Origin of the sequence: Plantibacter sp. RU18 (assembly GCF_050613355.1) — a bacterium.
Taxonomy (GTDB): Bacteria; Actinomycetota; Actinomycetes; order Actinomycetales; family Microbacteriaceae; genus Plantibacter.
Genome location: NZ_CP159618.1, coordinates 2,480,565 through 2,500,414, shown reverse-complemented (window position 1 = coordinate 2,500,414; position 19,850 = coordinate 2,480,565). Strand labels below are relative to the sequence as shown.

Annotated in this window: 15 protein-coding genes; 9 read left to right on the top strand and 6 right to left on the bottom strand. The window is 67.8% G+C overall.

Annotated features, from left to right (window positions below):
- Nucleotides 1–95: 95 nt before the first annotated feature.
- Nucleotides 96–527 (top strand): RDD family protein, encoded by a 432-nt coding sequence (locus ABMA10_RS12010; RefSeq protein WP_347867225.1) that lies wholly within the window; start codon nt 96–98, stop codon nt 525–527.
- A gap of 112 nt (nt 528–639) precedes the next feature.
- Here the strand turns inward: ABMA10_RS12010 and ABMA10_RS12005 are convergent, their stop codons facing one another.
- Nucleotides 640–1,344: a DUF4191 domain-containing protein gene (locus tag ABMA10_RS12005; protein WP_431030579.1), complete on the bottom strand. Its 705-nt coding sequence runs from the start codon at nt 1,342–1,344 to the stop codon at nt 640–642.
- A gap of 131 nt (nt 1,345–1,475) precedes the next feature.
- On the opposite strand from ABMA10_RS12005, the gene ABMA10_RS12000 reads away from it, so the two are divergent.
- Entirely contained in the window at nt 1,476–3,038 is a 1,563-nt protein-coding gene (locus ABMA10_RS12000; protein WP_347867227.1) for a hypothetical protein, read from the top strand.
- A gap of 36 nt (nt 3,039–3,074) precedes the next feature.
- On the opposite strand, the gene ABMA10_RS11995 is transcribed toward ABMA10_RS12000, so the two are convergent.
- The 3 genes from ABMA10_RS11995 to ABMA10_RS11985 all read right to left on the bottom strand — a co-directional run bounded on the left by ABMA10_RS11995 (nt 3,075) and on the right by ABMA10_RS11985 (nt 7,517).
- Nucleotides 3,075–4,481: a 2-oxo acid dehydrogenase subunit E2 gene (locus tag ABMA10_RS11995; protein WP_347867228.1), complete on the bottom strand. Its 1,407-nt coding sequence runs from the start codon at nt 4,479–4,481 to the stop codon at nt 3,075–3,077.
- A 61-nt stretch (nt 4,482–4,542) separates the two neighbouring features.
- Nucleotides 4,543–5,916: a dihydrolipoyl dehydrogenase gene (gene lpdA, locus ABMA10_RS11990; protein ID WP_347867229.1), complete on the bottom strand. Its 1,374-nt coding sequence runs from the start codon at nt 5,914–5,916 to the stop codon at nt 4,543–4,545.
- Between the two features lie 95 nt (nt 5,917–6,011).
- On the bottom strand, nt 6,012–7,517 hold the full coding sequence (locus ABMA10_RS11985) for a leucyl aminopeptidase (protein WP_347867230.1): 1,506 nt from the start codon (nt 7,515–7,517) through the stop codon (nt 6,012–6,014).
- Between the two features lie 121 nt (nt 7,518–7,638).
- Between ABMA10_RS11985 and ABMA10_RS11980 the strand changes: the two genes are divergently transcribed.
- The 5 genes from ABMA10_RS11980 (at nt 7,639) to ABMA10_RS11960 (ending at nt 13,392) form a co-directional block, all read left to right on the top strand.
- Nucleotides 7,639–8,562: a proteasome assembly chaperone family protein gene (locus ABMA10_RS11980; RefSeq protein ID WP_347867231.1), complete on the top strand. Its 924-nt coding sequence runs from the start codon at nt 7,639–7,641 to the stop codon at nt 8,560–8,562.
- A 9-nt stretch (nt 8,563–8,571) separates the two neighbouring features.
- Nucleotides 8,572–9,879, top strand: coding sequence for an MFS transporter (locus tag ABMA10_RS11975; protein ID WP_347867232.1), 1,308 nt, complete (start codon nt 8,572–8,574; stop codon nt 9,877–9,879).
- Nucleotides 9,880–10,101: 222 nt separating this feature from the next.
- Nucleotides 10,102–11,379: an RNA polymerase sigma factor gene (locus ABMA10_RS11970; protein ID WP_347867233.1), complete on the top strand. Its 1,278-nt coding sequence runs from the start codon at nt 10,102–10,104 to the stop codon at nt 11,377–11,379.
- A 4-nt stretch (nt 11,380–11,383) separates the two neighbouring features.
- Nucleotides 11,384–12,646 carry a MurT ligase domain-containing protein gene (locus ABMA10_RS11965; protein ID WP_347867234.1) on the top strand — a complete coding sequence of 421 codons (1,263 nt, stop codon included), beginning with the start codon at nt 11,384–11,386 and terminating at the stop codon, nt 12,644–12,646.
- Complete coding sequence (locus ABMA10_RS11960; protein WP_347867235.1) at nt 12,643–13,392, top strand: hypothetical protein; 750 nt, start codon at nt 12,643–12,645, stop codon at nt 13,390–13,392. The genes ABMA10_RS11965 and ABMA10_RS11960 overlap by 4 nt, the downstream gene beginning before the upstream one ends.
- Nucleotides 13,393–13,484: 92 nt before the next feature.
- On the opposite strand, the gene ABMA10_RS11955 is transcribed toward ABMA10_RS11960, so the two are convergent.
- The gene (locus ABMA10_RS11955) at nt 13,485–13,715 is read right to left on the bottom strand and encodes a DUF7455 domain-containing protein (protein ID WP_431030578.1); all 231 of its coding nucleotides are present in this window, start codon (nt 13,713–13,715) and stop codon (nt 13,485–13,487) included.
- Between the two features lie 224 nt (nt 13,716–13,939).
- On the opposite strand from ABMA10_RS11955, the gene ABMA10_RS11950 reads away from it, so the two are divergent.
- Nucleotides 13,940–16,021, top strand: coding sequence for a DNA gyrase/topoisomerase IV subunit B (locus ABMA10_RS11950; RefSeq protein WP_431030577.1), 2,082 nt, complete (start codon nt 13,940–13,942; stop codon nt 16,019–16,021).
- Nucleotides 16,022–16,102: 81 nt separating this feature from the next.
- On the opposite strand, the gene ABMA10_RS11945 is transcribed toward ABMA10_RS11950, so the two are convergent.
- Nucleotides 16,103–18,619, bottom strand: a complete 2,517-nt coding sequence (locus ABMA10_RS11945) for a DNA gyrase/topoisomerase IV subunit A (RefSeq protein WP_347868856.1) — start codon at nt 18,617–18,619, stop codon at nt 16,103–16,105.
- Between the two features lie 84 nt (nt 18,620–18,703).
- Here ABMA10_RS11945 and ABMA10_RS11940 point away from each other — a divergent pair, with 84 nt between their 5' ends.
- Nucleotides 18,704–19,846 (top strand): alkaline phosphatase family protein, encoded by a 1,143-nt coding sequence (locus ABMA10_RS11940; protein ID WP_347868855.1) that lies wholly within the window; start codon nt 18,704–18,706, stop codon nt 19,844–19,846.
- Nucleotides 19,847–19,850 lie beyond the last annotated feature (4 nt).

The following is a 19,850-nucleotide window of genomic DNA, read 5'->3' as shown; positions in this document are numbered from 1 at the left end:
CAGCCATCTGTGAGACTACGGGGAGGGGGTTACCCCGCCATGACACCCATGTTTCGTGGATGTTACGAGAATCCCCGCCCGAATAGAATGGCACAGTGCCAGACACCCCGCAGAATCCACGGACGTTCGGAGAGCTTCCTCCCAGTGCCTTCCCCGGTGAGCGACTCGGACTTCCCGAAGTCGGTCCTCGATCAGTCGCGCGGGTGGGCCGCCGCATCGGGGCTCTGGTGATCGACTGGGCGCTCGCGATCGTGCTGTCGGTCGCCTTCTTCTCCTACGATGCCACCGCAACCCTCGTGATCTTCGCAATCATGCAGCTCGTGTTCATCCCGACGATCGGCGGTAGCGTCGGCCATCGTCTCTGTGGCATGCGACTGATGCCGCTCACGGGTGGCTGGGTCGGCGTGTGGCGTCCGGCGCTGCGCACCGTGCTCCTCTGCGTGGTCATCCCGGCTCTCGTCTGGGATTCCGACCAGCGCGGTTTCCACGACAAGGTTGCCGGGACGGTACTTCTCCGGGTCCGCTGAGAACTCGTCTCCGGATGACACGACGGCCGCCCTCCCTGAGGAGAGCGGCCGTCGTGTTCTGCTGTCGGGTCGGCGTGCGCGCGGCTGGCTGTGCGGTTCCGTGTATGGGTGGTCAGCGCACCCGCTGCGGGCGGACCTTCATGGGGTCGACACCCTTGGGGATGGGCAACTGCGTGCCGAAGGACGACAGTCTGTTGCTGACAGCGAGGACCTCGGGGTTGGTAAGGGACTTCTTGACCTTGCGCAGAGCGCCGGAGAGCTGACGCAGCTGGACCGAATCGGCGTCCGGTCCGACGTGGAACACCGTGACGGGTACGTTCGGAAGGATCCGGGTCACCTTTCGCTTCTCGTCCTCGAGCAGACGAGCGGTGCGTGAACGCGGTCCCTCTGCGATGAGCGCGACGCCGCCACGACCGACTGCGCGGTAGATGGCGTCCTGCGTCTTCGGGTTCACCGCGACGGGCATCTCGCTCGTCTGCCACGAGCGTGGTGCGGCGCGGAGCACCTGGCCGACGGCCCCCGGACGTCCCTCGATCTGCGTGTAGACGACCTTGTCGGCACGCCGCGTGAGGATGAAGAGGGCAGCGAGGATGCCGGCGAGGACACCCGCGATGATCCACATGACGAGCGCGAACACGTTGCCAGCCGAGAACAGCAGCGCGACCGCGATGCCGATCAGCACGGGCAGGATGAATCCGCCGAGCATCAGCCACTGCGCAGCCTTGTCGTGACGACGAGTGAGCTGGAACACCTGCCAGAGCTGCTTGAGGCGCCCTGGTTCCTTCTGCGCCGCCGCGGGCGCGTCCTTCTGAGCCATGCTCCAAGGATAGCCGGTGCGACAGCCTCCTGATGCGGGGATCTGCTCCACAGGCCCCCGTCGGTCCGCAGTTGTCCACAGAGGCGCTCACGCGCAGGCCGGGCACCGTCGCACCGTCGCAGGATCAAGGCATGGAACCTCTGCCCGACCTTCACGATCCGCACACCCAGGTGGCAGGCCGTCGTCTCGTGCGACGACTCGGAACCGGACGCCGCTGGAGCGCGTTCACCACCGTGCTCGCCGGAGACTCCGCGTCGCCCCCGGACGGCACTGCTGCACGCCGTTCGACGCTCTCGCCGGACGCGGTGCTTCTGCGTGCACGATCGGATGCTGCGGAGCGAGGCCTCTGGCGCCGGGCGGCGATCCTCTCGCGGCTCGACCACCCGCACATCCTCCGTCTCCTCGACGTGGCCGAGGACGTCGGCGGATCGCCGTGTCTCCTCGTCGAGCGGCTCTCCGGAGGGACGCTAGCCGAGCTCCTGCGCCGACGTGAGACGATCGCGCCGGGCGAGGCGGTCACGATCCTGGCCCCGCTCGTGGACGCGGTGCGCGCGGCGCACCTCGCCGACATCCGTCACGGCGCCATCTCGGCGTCGGCCGTCTCGCTCGCAGACGACGGGAGACCGGTCCTCGCCGGTTGGTGCGAGGCCGCAGCCGTCGAGACGGGCCCACGGGAGCGCGGCCGGGCGTTGCAGCCAGACCCGGCCTTCGCCTCGGACTGGATCGCTCTCGGACGCCTCATCGACGGTGTGCTCCGCGCGACGAGCTCGGGGGAGACCGCGATCGTCTCGGACTGGATCACCGATTCGGTGTCGGTGCTGGCCGACCACGAGCTGGCGAATCGACTCCAGCAACGGATCCATGCCGTGGCGAGGCCGTTGCCCGTCCTCCTCGACCGTGCGACGGACACTGCCGAGTCGCCTGCCGACATGATCCGCGCCAGCGCTGGCCTGCCAGTCGAGAGCACCCCCACGACACGCCGCGCGACGAATCCCCACCGTCGACGACGTCCACCCGGCACACGACGTCCACCCGGCACAGCACGTTCACTCGGCACACGATTGCTCACGCGGCGGTCGGCTCGGCGGGCGGAGGCACCGATATCCGCTGATGGCACGACCGGGACGTCGTCACCGCGCAGCCTGCCCTCGAGGCGGCCGAGACTGATCCTCGGCGCGGTCGCTGCCGCGGCGACACTCGTGACCGGGGCGATGTTCCTGCTCCCACCCGCCGACGAGGGCGTCCCATCCGAGGCCGTCGATGCCGTCGAACCCTCCCTGACAGCAACAGGGACAACCGGGCCTGCAGAGGCACCGCCCACCGCCGGCGCCGAGCACACCGTGGAGCAGCCCTCGGAGCCGGATCTCGACGTCGATCCGGTCGGCGCGACAGCCGGACTCCTGGCTGCACGTGAAGCGTGCCGAGGCGGGAGAGCAGCGTCAGCATGTGTTCTCGACTACGCCGAACACGGCTCGCCCTTCCACGAGCAGGAGCTGTCGGGTGAGCCGCTCGGGTCCATCGACGTCGTAGACCCGGTACTGGTCGACCGGCAGGGGGATGCCGCCGTACTCCGAAGCGCGCTCGGGACGGGAGCCGTGGGTGGCCCCGGCGACGAACGACGCCAGCCCGTCACGCTCCTCGTGGTGAGGGGCGAGACGGGCTGGCGTCTGCGGGACGTCTTCACTGCCGGATGAGGGCGACGAGACGACCGTCCTGTGTGGTGCTCCTGATCAGATCCCGAGCGAGCCGCGGAAGTCGCCTGCTTCGAGACGGTTCTTGACCTGGACGAGGAAGCGAGCTGCGTCCGCACCGTCGATGATGCGGTGGTCGTAGCTCAACGCCAGGTAGACGGTCGAGCGGATCGCGATGGCGTCTGCACCGTCGACGGTCACGACGACGGGCTTCTTCGTGACGATGCCCGTCCCGAGGATCGCGGACTGCGGCAGGAAGACGATCGGGGTGTCGAACAGCGCGCCACGCGAACCGGTGTTGGTCAGCGTGAAGGTGCCGCCGGACAGCTCGTCAGGCTGCAGCTTGTTGTCGCGCGTGCGCTGCGCCAGATCCGCGATCTCGGCGCCGAGCTCGGCGATCGACTTCGAGCCGGAATTGCGGATGACCGGCGTGAGCAGGCCGCGCTCCGTGTCGACCGCGATCGCGAGGTTCTCGGTCTCCGGATACACGATCTGATCGCCGTCAACCGTGGCGTTGATGATCGGGTAGGTCTGGAGGGCCTCGCTGGCCGCGAGGGCGAAGAACGGCAGGAAGGACAGCTTGTTGCCCGTCTTGGCGAGGAACTCGTCCTTGACCGCCGTGCGGAGCGCGGCGACCTTCGTGACGTCGACCTCGACGACGCTCGTCAGCTGGGCGGTGCCCTGCATCGAAGCGACGGCGCGCTCGGCGACGACCTTACGCAGACGCGACATGGCCTTGCTCGTACCGCGCAGTGCCGACACCTCGACCACCGGAGCCGCAGCGGTCGCTTCGCCACCGGTGGTCTGGGCCTTGAGGACGTCCTCCTTGCGGATGCGACCGCCGACCCCGGTACCGGTGACGGTGGTCAGGTCGACGCCGTGCTGGTTTGCAAGACGGCGCACGAGCGGCGTGACGTATCCCGAGTTCACGACGCCGGCGGCCGGCTGTGCGGCAGCCTCAGCCGGAGCCGGAGCGGCAGCCGGAGCCGGAGCAGCAGCCGGAGCCGGTGCGGCAGCAGCAGCCGGAGCGGGAGCGGGAGCGGCAGCCGGAGCCGGTGCGGCAGCAGCAGCGGGCGCTGGAGCAGCGGCAGGGGCATCCTCGGGGGTCGGCGCCGCAGGAGCCGGAGCAGGCTCTGCAGCGGGTGCTGCGGCCGGCTCGGGCTCGGCAGCCGGAGCGGGCTCTTCCGCGGCCGGTGCGGCGGCAGCCGAACCATCACCGATGGTGACGAGTGCGGTGCCGACTTCGACCGTCTCGTCCTCCTGGACGAGGATCGCCTCGATGACACCGGCGATCGGTGAAGGGATCTCGGTGTCGACCTTGTCGGTCGACACTTCGAGCAGCGGCTCGTCGACCTCCACGGTGTCGCCGACATTCTTCAGCCAGCGGGTGACCGTACCCTCGGTGACACTCTCGCCGAGTGCCGGAAGGCTGACGGATTCGCTCATGACCTTGTCTCCTTTGAAACCTGTTGTGTATTCACTAGCTTATGGGGGTGTTCGCGGCGCGTCACAGAGCGTGCAGGGGCTTGCCTGCAAGCGCCAGGAATGCTTCGCCGAGCGCTTCGTTCTGCGTGGGGTGCGCGTGGATGAGCGGCGCGATGTCTTCCGGGTAGGCCTCCCAGTTCACGGCGAGCTGTCCCTCTGCGATGAGCTCACCGACGCGGGCGCCGATCATGTGCACACCGATGACGGGGCCGTCGTTGACACGGATGACCTTCACGTTGCCGCTCGTGCCGATGATCTCACTCTTGCCGTTACCGGCGAGGTTGAAGTCGTAGCTCGAGATGTTGTCGGCGCCGTACTGCTCGGCGGCCTTCGCCTCGCTGAGGCCGACGGACGCGATCTCGGGGTCGCAGTAGGTGACCTTCGGGATGTTGACGTCCTCGATGATCACGGGCTTCAGGCCGGCGATCTCCTCTGCGACGAAGATGCCCTGCTGGAATCCGCGGTGCGCCAGCTGCAGGCCTGGGACGATGTCGCCGACGGCGTAGAGCCCGGGGACACTCGTCTCGAGCCGGTCGTTCGTGATGACGAAGCCGCGGTCGATCGTGACGCCCACCTCTTCGAAGCCGAGGCCGGCGGTGGACGGACCACGGCCGACGGCGACGAGCAGCAGCTCGGCGTCGAAGGTCTTGCCGTCTTCGAGCGTGATGTGCACGCCCTCCTCGTTCTGCGTGACGCTCTGGAAGCGCACTCCGAGCGAGTAGTCGATGCCGCGCTTGCGGAATGCACGCTCGAGCGCCTTGCTGATCGACTCGTCCTCGTTCGGAACGAGGTGCGGCAGGGCTTCGATGATGGTCACTTCGGTGCCGAAGGACTTCCAGACGCTCGCGAACTCGACGCCGATGACGCCGCCACCGAGGACCGCGACCTTCTTCGGGATGAAGTCGAGCTGCAGAGCCTGCTCGCTCGTGATGACGCGGCCACCGATCTCGAGGCCCGGCAGTGAGCGGCTGTACGAACCGGTCGCGAGGATGACGTTCTTGCCGATGATGAGGTCGTCGCCGACCTGCACACTCGTCGGGGAGACCAGACGGCCCTCGCCCTCGATCGTGGTGATGCCACGAGCCTTGACGAGCCCCTGAAGGCCCTTGTACTTCTTCGCGACGATGCCCTCGCGGTACGCGGTCACGCCCTGGATGTCGACGCCCTCGAAGGTGGTCTTGACGCCGTACTTCTCGGACTCGCGGGAGACGTCGGCCACCTCGGCCGAGTGCAGCAGCGCCTTGGTCGGGATGCAGCCGCGGTGCAAGCAGGTGCCACCGACCTTGTCCTTCTCGATCATGCCGACGGTGAGGCCCAGCTGCGAGGCACGCAGCGCTGCGGCGTACCCGCCGCTTCCGCCTCCCAGGACTACCAGGTCAAAATTCTGCTCGGACACTCCGTTGCTCCTTGTGTGTGCTTCGTGGGCGATCGGTAACCGTCGTGGTGTGGTCGGCGGTGTCGAGGCAGGTCGAGCTGCCCTCATCGACCTTACTACGCGCGGCTAAATTCCTCGGCCATTGCCAGGAGCGTGCGTACCGCGACACCGGTCGGGCCCTTGGCCGTGAAGCCGTATGGGGCGTCGCCGTTCATGGCGCTCCCGGCAATGTCGAGATGGGCCCAGGGGATCCGGACGGCCGTGCCATCCTCGTCGGTGCGCTCGGCGATGAACTCCTGCAGGAACGTCCCTGCGACGAGCATGCCGCCCGCGGTGTTCCCGGGCTTCGCATTGGCGAGGTCGGCGACGTCGGAGTCGAGGACCTTCCGGAGCTCGGCGGGAAAGGGCATCGGCCAGAAGAGTTCGTCGGTGCCGGACCCGGTGGCGATCAGGTCGGTGACGAACGCGGCGTCGCCCATGACACCGGTGTAGCGGTTGCCGAGGGCGACGACGGCAGCACCGGTGAGGGTCGCGACGTCGATGATCGCGTCGGGCTCCTCCTCGCCGGCGGCGACGAGACCGTCCGCGAGCACGAGGCGTCCTTCGGCGTCGGTGTTGGTGACCTCGACGGTACGTCCGCCGCGCATGGTGAGGACGTCGTTCGGCCGGATGGCGGTTCCGGACGGCAGGTTCTCCGCGAGGCAGAGCCAGGCGGTGATGCGGGTTTCCACGCCGAGACGCGCCGCCGCGGCGAGGACCGCGAGGACGGTCGCCGCACCGGTCATGTCGTACTTCATGCCCACCATGGATGCCGGCGGCTTGAGGGAGAGTCCGCCGCTGTCGAAGGTGATGCCCTTGCCGACCAGGGCGAGATGCGTCGTGGCACCAGGGGGCGAGTAGCTGAGCTTGACGAGGCGGGGCGGCCGTGACGAACCCTGTCCGACACCGAGAATGCCGCCGAACCCGTCGGCGGCCAGCTGCGTCTCGTCCCACTCCTGGATGGTGACGTCGAGTCCGTCCACCGCTGCGTGCGCGGCCGTCGCGAAACTCGCAGGATAGAGCTCGTTCGGGGGAGCGTTCACCAGGTCCTTGACGAGTGCGATCGCCTCCGCGACCGCGCTCGCGTGCTCGGCGGCCTCCTCGGCGCCGCTCGTCTCGATCTCGGCGGGGATGACCACGGAGACCTGGGCTGCCGAGGCGGGGGCGGGCGTGCTGCCGGTGCCTCGGGACGCGGTGTACCGGTATGCCCCGATCGCCGCACCCTCGAGGATGGCTTCCGCTGCTTCGGCCGTCTGCTCGGTGAGGGCGAACGCCACGGCCGGCTGACCGCTCACGGAACGCGTCACGGCTCCGGCGGCACGACGGAACGCCGACGCATCGGCATCCGTGCCCAGTCCGACGAGCACGAGCCCTCCGGCCGCGCCGAAGCGATCGGGGAGTCGACGCACCTCGTCCGGCGCCCCGGTGATCCCCGAGGCGGCCAGTTCCTCCTGCAGGGCGGAGTACGCCGCCGGTGCCAGTAGCTCGGGCCCCTCTGCACCCTTGCGGACAGCGAGGACGACGAGGTCGGTCTCGATCCCTTCGACGGCTGCGGACAGGACGGAGAGTGCTGGGATCGTCATGTCTCCATCGTAGGCACGCGGCCCGGCGCGAGGAGACGGCCTCACCTGGTGTTCGCTCTCGGCGGCACCCCGCGACCGCACTGAGTCCGATGGCCGCACTGCCCACCTTTAGAGTTGGAGCATGCCTACGCCTGACGACCTCTACGAGGTGCACCCGGAGATCGATGTCCCCGCCGGTCTCCACCTCGTCGCGGGTCTCACCGGGTTCTCGGACGCCGGCGGTGCCGTCGGCCAGTTGAACGCCTACTTGAACGACGTCCTCGACACCACGGTCGTCGCTGAGTTCGACGTCGACGTCCTGCTCGACTACCGCGCCAGGCGCCCGATCATCTCCTTCGACCAGGACCACCTGACCGAGTACCGGCCACCGCGACTGACGCTGTCGCTCGCCCACGACGAACTCGGCTCGCCCTTCCTGCTGCTGACCGGATTCGAACCGGATTTCCTCTGGGACCGGTTCGTCACCGCCGTCCTCCAGCTGGTCGACCGGTTCCGCGTCAGCGACACCACGTGGGTGCACGCGATCCCGATGCCCGTCCCGCACACCCGCCCGATCGGCGTCACCGTCAGCGGGAACCGCTTCGACCTCATCGAGTCCCTCTCGGTGTGGCGCCCCCACACGCAGGTGCCGTCGAATGTCCTGCACCTGCTCGAACACCGCCTCTACGAGCGCGGTGACAGCGTCGCCGCATTCGTGCTTCTGATCCCGCACTACCTGGCCGACACGGAGTTCCCGTCCGCCGCAGTGGTGTCGATCGAGAGCCTGAGCGCGGCGACCGGTCTGATCTTCCCGACCGACCGGCTTCGTGAGGACGGGCGCGACTTCATCGCCAAGATCGACGAGCAGGTCGCGACGAACCACGAGCTGGGCAAGCTGGTGGCGACGCTCGAAGAGCGGTATGACGCGTACATGGCCGACAATTCGCCACGGTCTCCACTGACCGACATCGACGGCGCACTGCCCTCCGCGGACGAGATCGCGGCGGAGCTCGAGAACTTCCTCGCGAGCCGGCGCCACGGCGACGAGGATCGATCGACCACCTAAGCTGGTTCGGTGCGATCTCGACGTGTCTGGTGGGTGTTCGGCGTCGGGGTGTTCGCCTATCTGATCACCGTCATGCAGCGTTCGACGCTCGGTGTCGCAGCAGTGGACGCGACCGAGCGGTTCCAGGTCGATGCAGCCGCCCTGTCCACGCTGGCCGTCGCCCAGCTGATCGTGTACGCGGTCATGCAGGTGCCCGTCGGCGTGCTGATCGACCGTCTCGGCCCCCGGGTGCTCATCGCGGGAGGCCTCGCCGTCGTGATGGGCGGACAGATCTGGCTCGGTCTGACCACCGAGCTCGGTGGCGCGATCGTCGGCCGCATGCTCGTCGGGCTCGGCGACGCCGCCGTGTTCACCTCGGTGCTGCGGCTGGTGAACTCCTGGTTCCCGACGAAGCAGGTCCCGATCGTGTCGCAGTGGGTGGGGAACATCGGCCAGATCGGTCAGATCCTCTCCGCCGTACCCTTCTCCTTCGTCCTACACGCCTACGGCTGGTCCCAGGCGTTCCTCAGCGCGGCAGGCCTCGTCCTCCTCGCCCTGATCGGCGTGCTCATCGTCGTACGGGACCGCCCAGCGGGGTCGGAGGAGCAGTCGCGCCCGGAGACCTGGGGGCACGTCGTGCGGGAGGTGGTCGTCAGTCTCCGACGGCCCGGTACCCGTCTGGGGTTCTGGTCGCACTTCGTCACCCAGTCCTCCGGCACGGTCCTCACCCTCCTCTGGGGCTTCCCCTTCATGGTGTACGCCCTCGGCTACTCCCAACCGCTCGCCGCCTCGCTGCTGATCGTCATCGTGGTTTCAGGCATGTTGTCCGGGCCGATCATCGGGATCCTCACCGCCCGCTTCCCCTACCGGCGGAGCAACCTCGTGCTGCTCATCGTCGCGATCATGGGCGTCGCATGGGCCGCACTGCTGCTCTGGCCGGGCATCCCTCCGATGTGGCTCGTGATCGTCCTCTTCGTCGTGGTCGGCATCGGCGGACCCGGATCGCTCATCGGCTTCGACTTCGCGCGGACCTTCAACCCCATCCGCTCGCTCGGCGGCGCGAACGGCATCGTCAACGTGGGTGGCTTCCTCGCGAGTTTCGTCATCATGTTCCTGATCGGCGTCATCATCGACGCAGTGAGCGGGACGGGCCGGGCGGACTACTCGATGGACAGCTTCCGCGTCGCCTTCGCCGTCCAGTACCTCGTCGTCGGCTTCGGGGTGGCCATGTTGCTCGTGGCGCGGTCGCGGACGAGGCGACGCTTCGTCGAAGAGGAGGGGATCGCCGTCGGGCCGCTGTGGATCGCGGTGCGCGCACGTCTCGGACGTCGTCGCTGAGCGTTCGCCCCGTGCAGCATCTCCGGTCTTGACAAACCGCCTGTGGCTCTCGAACGTTCCAGTGCGCGCTATAATGGACAACGGACCCGTTCACCTCTCGGAATGTCGGCGGCCCTTTCTGGGTTGCACTGCACCAAGACTTGACATGGGTCCTCGTAATGTCCGAAATCACGGACGATCCGGGGCTCACAGCTTCCCGGGTCCGAACAGGAAGGTGCAGCTATGGCCACCAAGACCGCTCGCGCAGACGAAGCAGCGCCAGCAGACGAGGCCACGGAGGCTCCCGCAGCGAAGGCTCGGACCACCAAGGCCACCACCACCCGCGCCAAGGCGGCTCCGAAGGCCAAGGCCACCCGCGCCAAGGCGGGCACGAAGTCGAGCACGGACGCCGACGAGTCCGAAGACGACGATGTCGTCGAGGTCGTCGCCGTTGACGCGGCCACGGTGACCACCGAGGACGCCACGGAGGCCACCGAGGAAGAGGACGACAAGTCCGTTCCCGAGATCACCCTCCCGACTGACGCTCTCGTGCTGTCCAACAGCGACGACGACGAGATCCCCGTCTACTCCGCGGCCATCACCGGCGCCACCGCAGACCCGGTCAAGGACTACCTGAAGCAGATCGGTAAGGTCGCGCTCCTCAACGCAGCGGAGGAGGTCGAGCTCGCCATGCGGATCGAGGCCGGCCTGTTCGCCGAGGACAAGCTCTCGGCACTCAGCGACCTCGAGAAGCGTTCGCAGGTCGGACGCGAGCTCCAGTGGGTCGCGAAGGACGGGGCCCGCGCGAAGAGCCACCTGCTCGGCGCGAACCTCCGCCTCGTCGTCAGCCTCGCCAAGCGGTACACCGGTCGTGGCATGCAGTTCCTCGACCTCATCCAGGAGGGCAACCTGGGCCTCATCCGTGCCGTCGAGAAGTTCGACTACACGAAGGGCTTCAAGTTCTCCACCTACGCGACGTGGTGGATCCGCCAGGCCATCACCCGCGCCATGGCAGACCAGGCTCGCACCATCCGTATCCCGGTGCACATGGTCGAGGTCATCAACAAGCTCGCCCGTGTCCAACGGCAGATGCTCCAGGACCTGGGTCGCGAACCCACGCCCGAGGAGCTGAGCCGCGAGCTCGACATGACTCCGGAGAAGGTCATCGAGGTCCAGAAGTACGGTCGCGAACCGATCTCCCTGCACACGCCGCTCGGCGAGGACGGCGACAGCGAGTTCGGCGACCTCATCGAGGACACCGAAGCCGTGGTGCCTGCTGACGCGGTCAGTTTCACCATGCTGCAGAAGCAGCTGGAGTCGCTCCTCGACTCCCTCTCCGAGCGTGAGGCCGGCGTCATCCGGATGCGCTTCGGACTCGGGGACGGCATGCCGAAGACGCTCGACCAGATCGGCGACACCTTCGGGGTGACTCGCGAGCGGATCCGTCAGATCGAGTCCAAGACGATGGCGAAGCTCCGCCACCCGAGCCGATCCCAGTCGCTGCGCGACTACCTCGAGTAGGCCCGTGCGCTACGCCCCGGCGATCCTCGCCGGTCGTGCCGTCCGATTCCTCGCCAGGCTGCGGAAGCCCGGCGGGGGATCGGCAGTGCCCGGCCTGGTGGTCAACCGCATCGCGCCCGGATTCCTCCCGGACACCCTGAACTCGTTCCCGCGGGGCCTGGTGGTCGTCAGCGGGTCCAGCGGGAAGTCGACGACCACGAAGATGCTCGTCGGCATCCTGCGGGCGCACGGCGTCTCGGTGTTCACCAACCCGTCGACCGCCAACATCTCGCAGGGTTTGACCTCCGCCCTGCTGGAGCGCGCCGACCTCCGAGGTCGGATCGACGCCGAGCTGGGCGTGCTCGAGATGGACGAGGGCCATGGAGCACTGATCGCGCCGCGCCTGAATCCGGCGCACGTGATCCTCACCAACGTATCCGTCGACCAGATCGACCGCTTCCACGACGCCGCGATGGTCGAGCGGATGCTCGGCACCATTGCAGAGCGGTCGACCGGGTCGCTGGTCCTGAACGGCGACGACGCCTTGATCGACGCCCTCGCACCGGGCAGCGCGGCAGTCCGACGCCGATACGGCGTCTCGTCGGCGGTGCTGGCGGAGAGCCCGCGTGGCCTCGGCTACAGCCGCACCTCGCGAGATCGCGTCGACCCGGCGTCCGGGACGGTCGTGGAATCGCTCGAGGGCGACGTCGTGACGATCGCCCATCACGACGAGTCGGTCCGTTTCCGGCTGCCCGCGCGCGGCGTGCACTATGCGGTCGACGCCGCTGCAGCGATCGCAGGCGCCGCGTCCATCCTCGGAGCGGCGTTCCGGCTGCCCGTCGCTGCCGAGTCGTTCGCAGCGCTGACACCCGTGTTCGGTCGTGGCGAGGTCACGAGGATCCGTGGTCAGGAGGTGGAGTTCGTGCTCGTGCAGAACCCAGCCAGCTTCCAATTGAACGTCGACAGCCTCGAGGCAGGGACCGAACAGATCCTTGTCGCGGTCGGCAGTGACGTCCGGGATCCCTCCTATCTCTGGCCGGTGGACACCGCTCGGCTCGGTCGGGTGGCGATCGTCTCGGGCTCCAAAGCGTGGGAGGCCGCGCTGCAGCTCGGATACGACGGCGTCGAGATCGACCGGATCGAGTCCGATCTTGGAACCGCTCTCGACGACTTCCTCGCGCTGCCGGCGCCGCAGCGCGGTCGCAAGACCGTGATCTTCACCGCTGATTCGATGCGCCGGACCCGTGCCCATCTCGGACTCGCCTCCAACGATCAGGACTCAACATGACGACCGAGCCGACCCTCACCATCGCCGTGATCCTCGCGTCACGATGCAACGTGAACGGCGATGCCGAGAACGGAGCGGTGCTCGCCCGACGGGCCCGCGCGCGCGGCATCACGGTTGAGCACGTGCTCGTCGAGTCCGTCGACGAACTTCCGGAGACCGTGCACGCCGTCATCCTCGGATCCTGCGACGACCCGTCGCTGACCACGACGCTCGAGGCGCTGCGGCCTTTCCACGATGCTTTCACCGACTGGATCGCTTCGGGCGTCCCGGTGCTCGCGGTCGCCAACGGCTGGAAGCTGCTCGGACGACGACTCGAACTCGCTCCCGACGAGTGGATCGACGGCTTGTCGATCATCGAGGCGGACGCGCCGTTGCGTGTCACGCGCGCCAGCGACGATCTCGTGGTGGTCCCGACTCGCGGCCTCGACCTCGCGACGGCGGTGCTGGTGGGGTACGAGAACCACGCCCGCGACTTCCGTGCAGGCACCGGTGTACAGACGCTCGGATCGGTGCAGCACGGCCGAGGCAACGGCGACGGCACCGAAGGTGCCCTCGTCGGGCCGCTGGTCGGCACGCACCTGCATGGTCCGGTGCTCGCGAAGAACCCGGAGCTCGCGGACCGACTCCTGCTGCAGGCCGTCACGGTCGCGGGAGGCACCACGATGCTCGACGAGGTGGCCGAGCTGCACGCGCTCGACGCCATCGCCGCGAATGCTCGGGATCAGATCCTCGCCTCCATCACCTGATCGGCGTTCGTCCGCACCCGGCGTGTTCCGGATACGACAGCGAAGGGCCCCGGATCGTGGATCCGGGGCCCTTCGTCTGCGTGATCGGGTGACTACGCGCGCTGCTCGTCGAACAAGCGGCTCGACTCGTCGTGCCAGTTCGTGGCGACCTGCGTCAGCTTGTCCTGGTACTTCTTCCCGTGGTGCGCGCAGAACAGCAGCTCGCCGCTGTTCATCTGCACTCGGATGTAGGCCTGGGCGCCGCACAGATCACAGCGATCGGCGGCCGTCAGTTGCTGGGCGTCGAGGTCACTGGGCGTGCTCTCGGTGGCAGTCTGTGACATGTGCTCCTCCTGACTCTGCGGCTACGAAACTCGTAGTACTTATGAAAGCACGCGTTTGTTACAACGGAGTGCCATTGTGCACTGTTTTCGCTGTGCGCGTAGACAATTCGGACCGGAACGCCTCGCGGATGGGTCCTCACGACGATCTGGAGCTCGATGCCGGTCCGGGCGCGTCGCACGCCGAGTGTCACCGCAGCGGTGTCTGAGCGGCCGACTACTCTGGAGTGGTGAGCAGCGACTACTCCGCCCGGCATCTCTCCGTCCTCGAAGGCCTCGAGGCGGTGCGCAAGCGTCCCGGCATGTACATCGGGTCCACGGACTCCCGCGGGCTCATGCACTGCCTCTGGGAGATCATCGACAACTCGGTGGACGAGGCTCTCGGCGGGCACGGTGACCAGATCGAGGTCGTACTGCACGCCGACCAGAGTGTCGAGGTCCGCGATCACGCGCGTGGCATCCCCGTCGACATCGAGCCGAAGACCGGGCTCTCCGGCGTCGAGGTCGTGTTCACGAAGCTGCACGCGGGCGGGAAGTTCGGTGGTGGCTCCTACGCCGCCTCTGGTGGTCTGCACGGCGTCGGGGCATCCGTCGTCAACGCACTGTCGGAACGCCTCGACGTCGAGGTGGACCGCGGCGGCAAGACCTACGCCATGTCATTCCACCGAGGTGAACCCGGCATCTTCGCCGACACCGGTGCTCCGACTCCTGACGCCCCCTTCACACCGTTCGAGAAGCAGAGTGAGCTGCGTGTGGTCGGCAAGACCGCGCGCGGCGTCACGGGCACCCGGATCCGGTATTGGGCCGACCGTCAGATCTTCACGAAGGGGGCGCAGTTCCAGGCCGAGGAGCTCCTCGGCCGCGCACGACAGACGGCGTTCCTCATCAAGGGACTCGGCATCCACATCCGGGACGAGAGCGGCGAAGAGCCGGTCGAGTCCACGTTCCGCTATGAGGGTGGCATCTCCGAGTTCGTGGACTTCCTCGCCGGAGACACCGCGCTCACCGACACGTGGCGACTCACCGGCAGTGGGACGTTCACCGAGACGGTGCCGGTGCTGTCGCCGTCCGGGACGATGGTCGCGACCGAGGTCGAACGCGAGGCGGAGGTCGACATCGCCCTGCGCTGGGGCACCGGGTACGAGACGGTCATGCGGAGCTTCGTCAACATCATCGCGACGCCGAAGGGCGGGACGCACCAGCTCGGGTTCGACCAGGGGCTGCTCAAGTTCCTCCGCGCCCAGGTCGAGCAGAACGCCCGTCGTCTGAAGGTCGGCTCCGACAAACTCGACAAGGACGACGTCCTCGCCGGACTCACCGCCGTACTCACCGTCCGCCTGGCGGAGCCGCAGTTCGAGGGTCAGACCAAGGAGATCCTCGGTACGCCCGCCGTCCGTGCCATCGTGGCGAATGTCGTCACGAAGGAGCTCAAAGAGCGCTTCGCCTCGACGAAACGCGACGACAAGGCACAGACCGCGCTCGTGCTCGAGAAGATCGTCGCCGAGATGAAGTCGCGCATCTCCGCGCGAACCCACAAGGAGACCCAACGCCGGAAGAACGCGCTCGAGAACTCCTCGCTCCCTGCGAAACTCGTCGACTGCCGTTCCGGCAACCTCGAGGCGAGCGAGCTGTTCATCGTCGAGGGCGATTCGGCACTCGGCACGGCGAAGCTCGCGCGGGACAGTTCCTATCAGGCGCTGCTGCCGATCCGCGGCAAGATCCTCAACGTGCAGAAGGCCTCCGTCTCAGACATGCTCTCCAACGCGGAGTGCGCCTCGATCATCCAGGTCATCGGTGCCGGTTCGGGTCGCTCATTCGACCTCGACGCCGCCCGCTACGGCAAGATCATCCTCATGAGCGACGCCGACGTCGACGGTGCCCACATCCGGACGCTGCTGCTCACCCTGTTCTTCAGGTACATGCGACCGCTCATCGAGGCCGGGCGCGTGTTCGCCGCGGTGCCACCGCTTCACCGTGTGATCGTCGTGAATCCGGGATCCAAACCGAACGAGACGATCTACACCTATTCCGAAGCCGAGCTCCACGCGGTGCTCGGTGACCTGAAGCGCACGGGCAAGAAGCACCAGGAACCCATCCAGCGCTACAAGGGTCTCGGTGAGATGGACGCGGATCAGCTCGCCACGACGACGATGGACCGCCGCCACCGGACCCTGCGTCGAGTCCGCGTGCAGGATGCCGAATCCGCCGGGCGCATCTTCGAACTCCTCATGGGCAACGATGTCGCACCCCGCAAGGAGTTCATCGTCGAGAGCTCCGACCGTCTCTCGCGCGAGAGCATCGACGTCTGACCCGACACACGTCCGGCGCACCGACGACGGGCCCGATGTCGGACGGCCCGGCCGAGCATGCTGCCGGGCCGGGCCGTTCGATCATTCTGCGGGCGTCGCCGTCTCGGTCGCATCAACCGCAGCTGCGGGTTCCTGGGTCGGAACCGCGATCGGTCGACCGATGAAGCCGATGGGCGCATCGAGCGGAGCGCCAGATGCATCCCGCTTCGCACCGACCTCCGGCAGCGCGCGCGGCGTACCGTCCGTGCCGACGGCATGAGCAGGTGCAGCACCGACCCACGCGACCGCCAACTGGTCCTCGCCCTTCAGGAAGCGCTGCGCACGGACGCCGCCCGTTGCTCGGCCCTTCGCCGGGAACTCCGAGAACTCCGAGACCTTGGCACTCCCACTGTCGGTGCCGGCCAGGGTGAGGGAGCTGGTCGCAACGGTCGCCACGACCACCTCGTCGCCCGGCAGCACCGCCGTGAAGGAGATGACCTTGGCACCGGCGGTCAGGTTGATGCCCGCCATGCCGCCGGCAGCTCGGCCCTGCGGGCGGACAGCCGTGGCGGGGAACCGGAGCAGCTGCGCATCCGACGCGACGAACACGAGTTCGGCGTCGTCGCCCACCTGCATGGCCCCGACGACCTGGTCGCCCGGTTTCAGCGTGATGACCTCGAAGTCCGGCTTGTTCGGGAGGTCTCCCGGGATGACCCGCTTCACGACACCGGTGGCGGTGCCGAGCACGATGGGGTCCTCCGCCGTCAGCGAGACGATCGCGAGCACTCGCTCCTCCCGGTTCGGCAGTGACAGGTACTCGCCGATGCGCACGCCCGCGGCGAGCTGGATGGAGGCCGACGGGACCGCAGGCAGGTCGAGCGCACTGAACCGGATGAGACGGCCGAGGCTCGTGACCGCGCCGAGTTCCGTGCGACTCGTCGTGTCGATCACGCTGAGGATCGCGTCGTGCTTGCTGCGTCGGCTCGCGCGCGGCGCAGCCACGTCCTCACCGAGGTCGACACGCAGTACACGCCCGGTCGCGCTGAGGTACACACGGCATGGAGTATCGGCGAGCTCGAGGACGGGTGCGTTCCGGCCTCGACCCGTCGTCGCAACACTCGGCTTGGCATTCGTCAGCATCGTCCGGCGGGGCGTGCCGAACTGCTCTGCAGCGGCTGCGAGTTCTGCCGAGACCGCGGCACGGATGAGCTTCTGGCTGCCGAGCAACCGCTCGAGTTCGGCGATCTCTCCGAGCAGCTTGTCGCGCTCCGTCTCGAGCTCGATGCGGGAGAACTTGGTCAGTCGGCGCAGACGGAGTTCCAGAATGTACTCCGCCTGGAGCTGTGAGAGGTCGAAGACACTGATGAGCTTCGTCCTCGCCTGCTCCGAGTCGTCGCTCGCGCGGATGACCTGGATGACCTCGTCGATGTCGAGGATCGCGATCAGGAGTCCCTCGACGAGGTGCAGCCGTTCCTTGCGGCGGGCGAGGCGGAACTGGCTGCGCCGCGTCACGACGCTGATCCGGTGGTCGACGTAGACTTGGAGTAGCTCCCGCAGGCCCAGTGTCTGCGGTCCGCCGTCCACGAGCGCGACGTTGTTGATGCTGAACGAGTCCTCCAGCGGTGTGTACCGGTAGAGCTGCTCCAGGACGGCCTCCGGGGAGAAGCCTGTCTTGATGCCGATCACGAGACGCAGCCCGTGGATGCGGTCCGTGAGATCCGTGACGTCTGAGATGCCGCTCAGCTTCTTCGAACCGACACCGTCCTTGATCTTCTCGATGATCTTCTCAGGACCCACGAGGTACGGCAGCTCGGTGATGACGAGTCCGGTCTTCCGGGCCGTCACCGATTCGACGGAGACCTTGGCGCGGGTCTTGAACGACCCTCGCCCGGTCGCGTACGCGTCGCGGATACCGTCGAGGCCGACGATCGTGCCGCCGGAGGGCAGATCGGGACCGGGCACGAACTCCATCAGGTCCTCGAGTGTGGCCTGGGGGTGCGCGATGAGATGCCGGGCCGCGCCGATGACCTCGACGAGGTTGTGGGGCGCCATGTTGGTCGCCATTCCCACGGCGATACCACTCGCGCCATTCACCAGGAGGTTCGGGAACGCCGCTGGGAGGACCTCGGGCTGCATGAACTGGTTGTCGTAGTTCGGGACGAAGTCGACGACGTCCTCGTCGAGGTCCATCGTCAGCGCGAGCGCCGCGGCATCGAGACGGGCCTCGGTGTACCGGGGAGCGGCTGGACCGTCGTCGAGCGATCCGAAGTTGCCGTGACCGTCGATGAGCGGGACACGCAGCGTGAACGGCTGGGCGAGCCTCACGAGGGCGTCGTAGATGGCGGTGTCGCCGTGCGGATGGAGCTTTCCCATGACCTCGCCGACGACCCGGGCCGATTTCACGTGTCCGCGGTCGGGTCGGAGACCCATCTCGGTCATCTGGTACAGGATGCGGCGTTGGACGGGTTTCAGTCCGTCGCGTGCGTCTGGAAGCGCACGCGCATAGATCACTGAGTAGGCGTACTCGAGGAAGGATGTCTGCATCTCCGAGGAGACATCGATGTCCTCGATGCGCTCGCCACTCGGTTGCGTCGGCGGGGTCTGCTGTTGGCGGGTCATTCCGTGTCTCTGCTGGGGGACGTCGGGCCAGTGCCCGGCGGGATCGTCGGGCGTCGGCGTCCTCGCTGTGCGAGACTGAGCCCGATGTCCACCATGCTACCGACGGTCAATCCGCACTCGCGCAGCCTTGCCGACGTGCTGCCGGATTGCCTCGCTTCCTTGACCTCCGGGGGCGGCTCGCTGCCGGCTGCCGGCCACGCGATCGTGGTGCTCGTCGACGGCCTCGGCGCGGCGAACCTCCGAAGCGCTGCGGCTCACGCCCGATTCCTCGCGCCCCGGCTCGGGCCGCAGACGACGGCGGTCTCGGCCTTCCCGTCGACGACCGCGGCGGGCATCGCGACCCTGACGACAGGCGCACTACCAGGGCAGCATGGGCTCGTCAGCTATCGGGCACGGGACCTGGCAGGCGACCGCGTGGTCAATCAGCTGAGCGGCTGGGACGCCGGCATGGTCCCCGAAACCTGGCAGCGGCTCCCGACGGTCTTCGAGCGTGCCAAGGCGCAGGGCCTCACGACCACCGTCATCGGTCAGGAGCGCTATCGAGGCTCCGGCCTGACTCGTGCCGTCCTCCGCGGAGCGGAGTACCGTGCAGGCCGAACGATGGCCGACCGCCTCGAGGTCGCGCGCGCGGTGACGACCGCCGCGGACGGCCCGACACTCAGTTACGTGTACGTCCCCGAACTGGATCAGGCTGCGCACGAGTACGGCTGGGAGTCCGGTCGTTGGTCCGACCTGCTCGAGGAGTTGGACGGCGACATCAGGCAGTGGACGGCGCGTCTGGCGTCGACGGTCGGCGTCGTCGTGACCGCGGACCATGGCGTGGTCGATGTTCCGCATCACCAGCATGTGCTGTTCGACCAGGTCCCGTCGCTCATCCGCGGCGTCCGGCACATCGGCGGCGAACCGCGTTGTCTGCACCTCTACCTGGATGCCGATGCCGGACCGGCGCAGCGGATCGCGCTTGCAGAGGCCTGGCAGATCGAGGAGGGCACCCGCGCCTGGGTGGCCACGCGTGAGCAGGCCATCGAACACGGCTGGTACGGCGAGGTCGACCCCGAGGTGCTCCCACGGATCGGCGACGTCATCGTGGCCGCCCGCAAACGCATCGCCTACTATGACGCGCGTCCGTCGGATCAGAGCGCTCGGGGCATGATCGGCCAGCACGGTTCGTTGACCGACGATGAACGGCGGATCCCGTTCATCGGACTCGGTCGCTACGAGCGCTGATCCG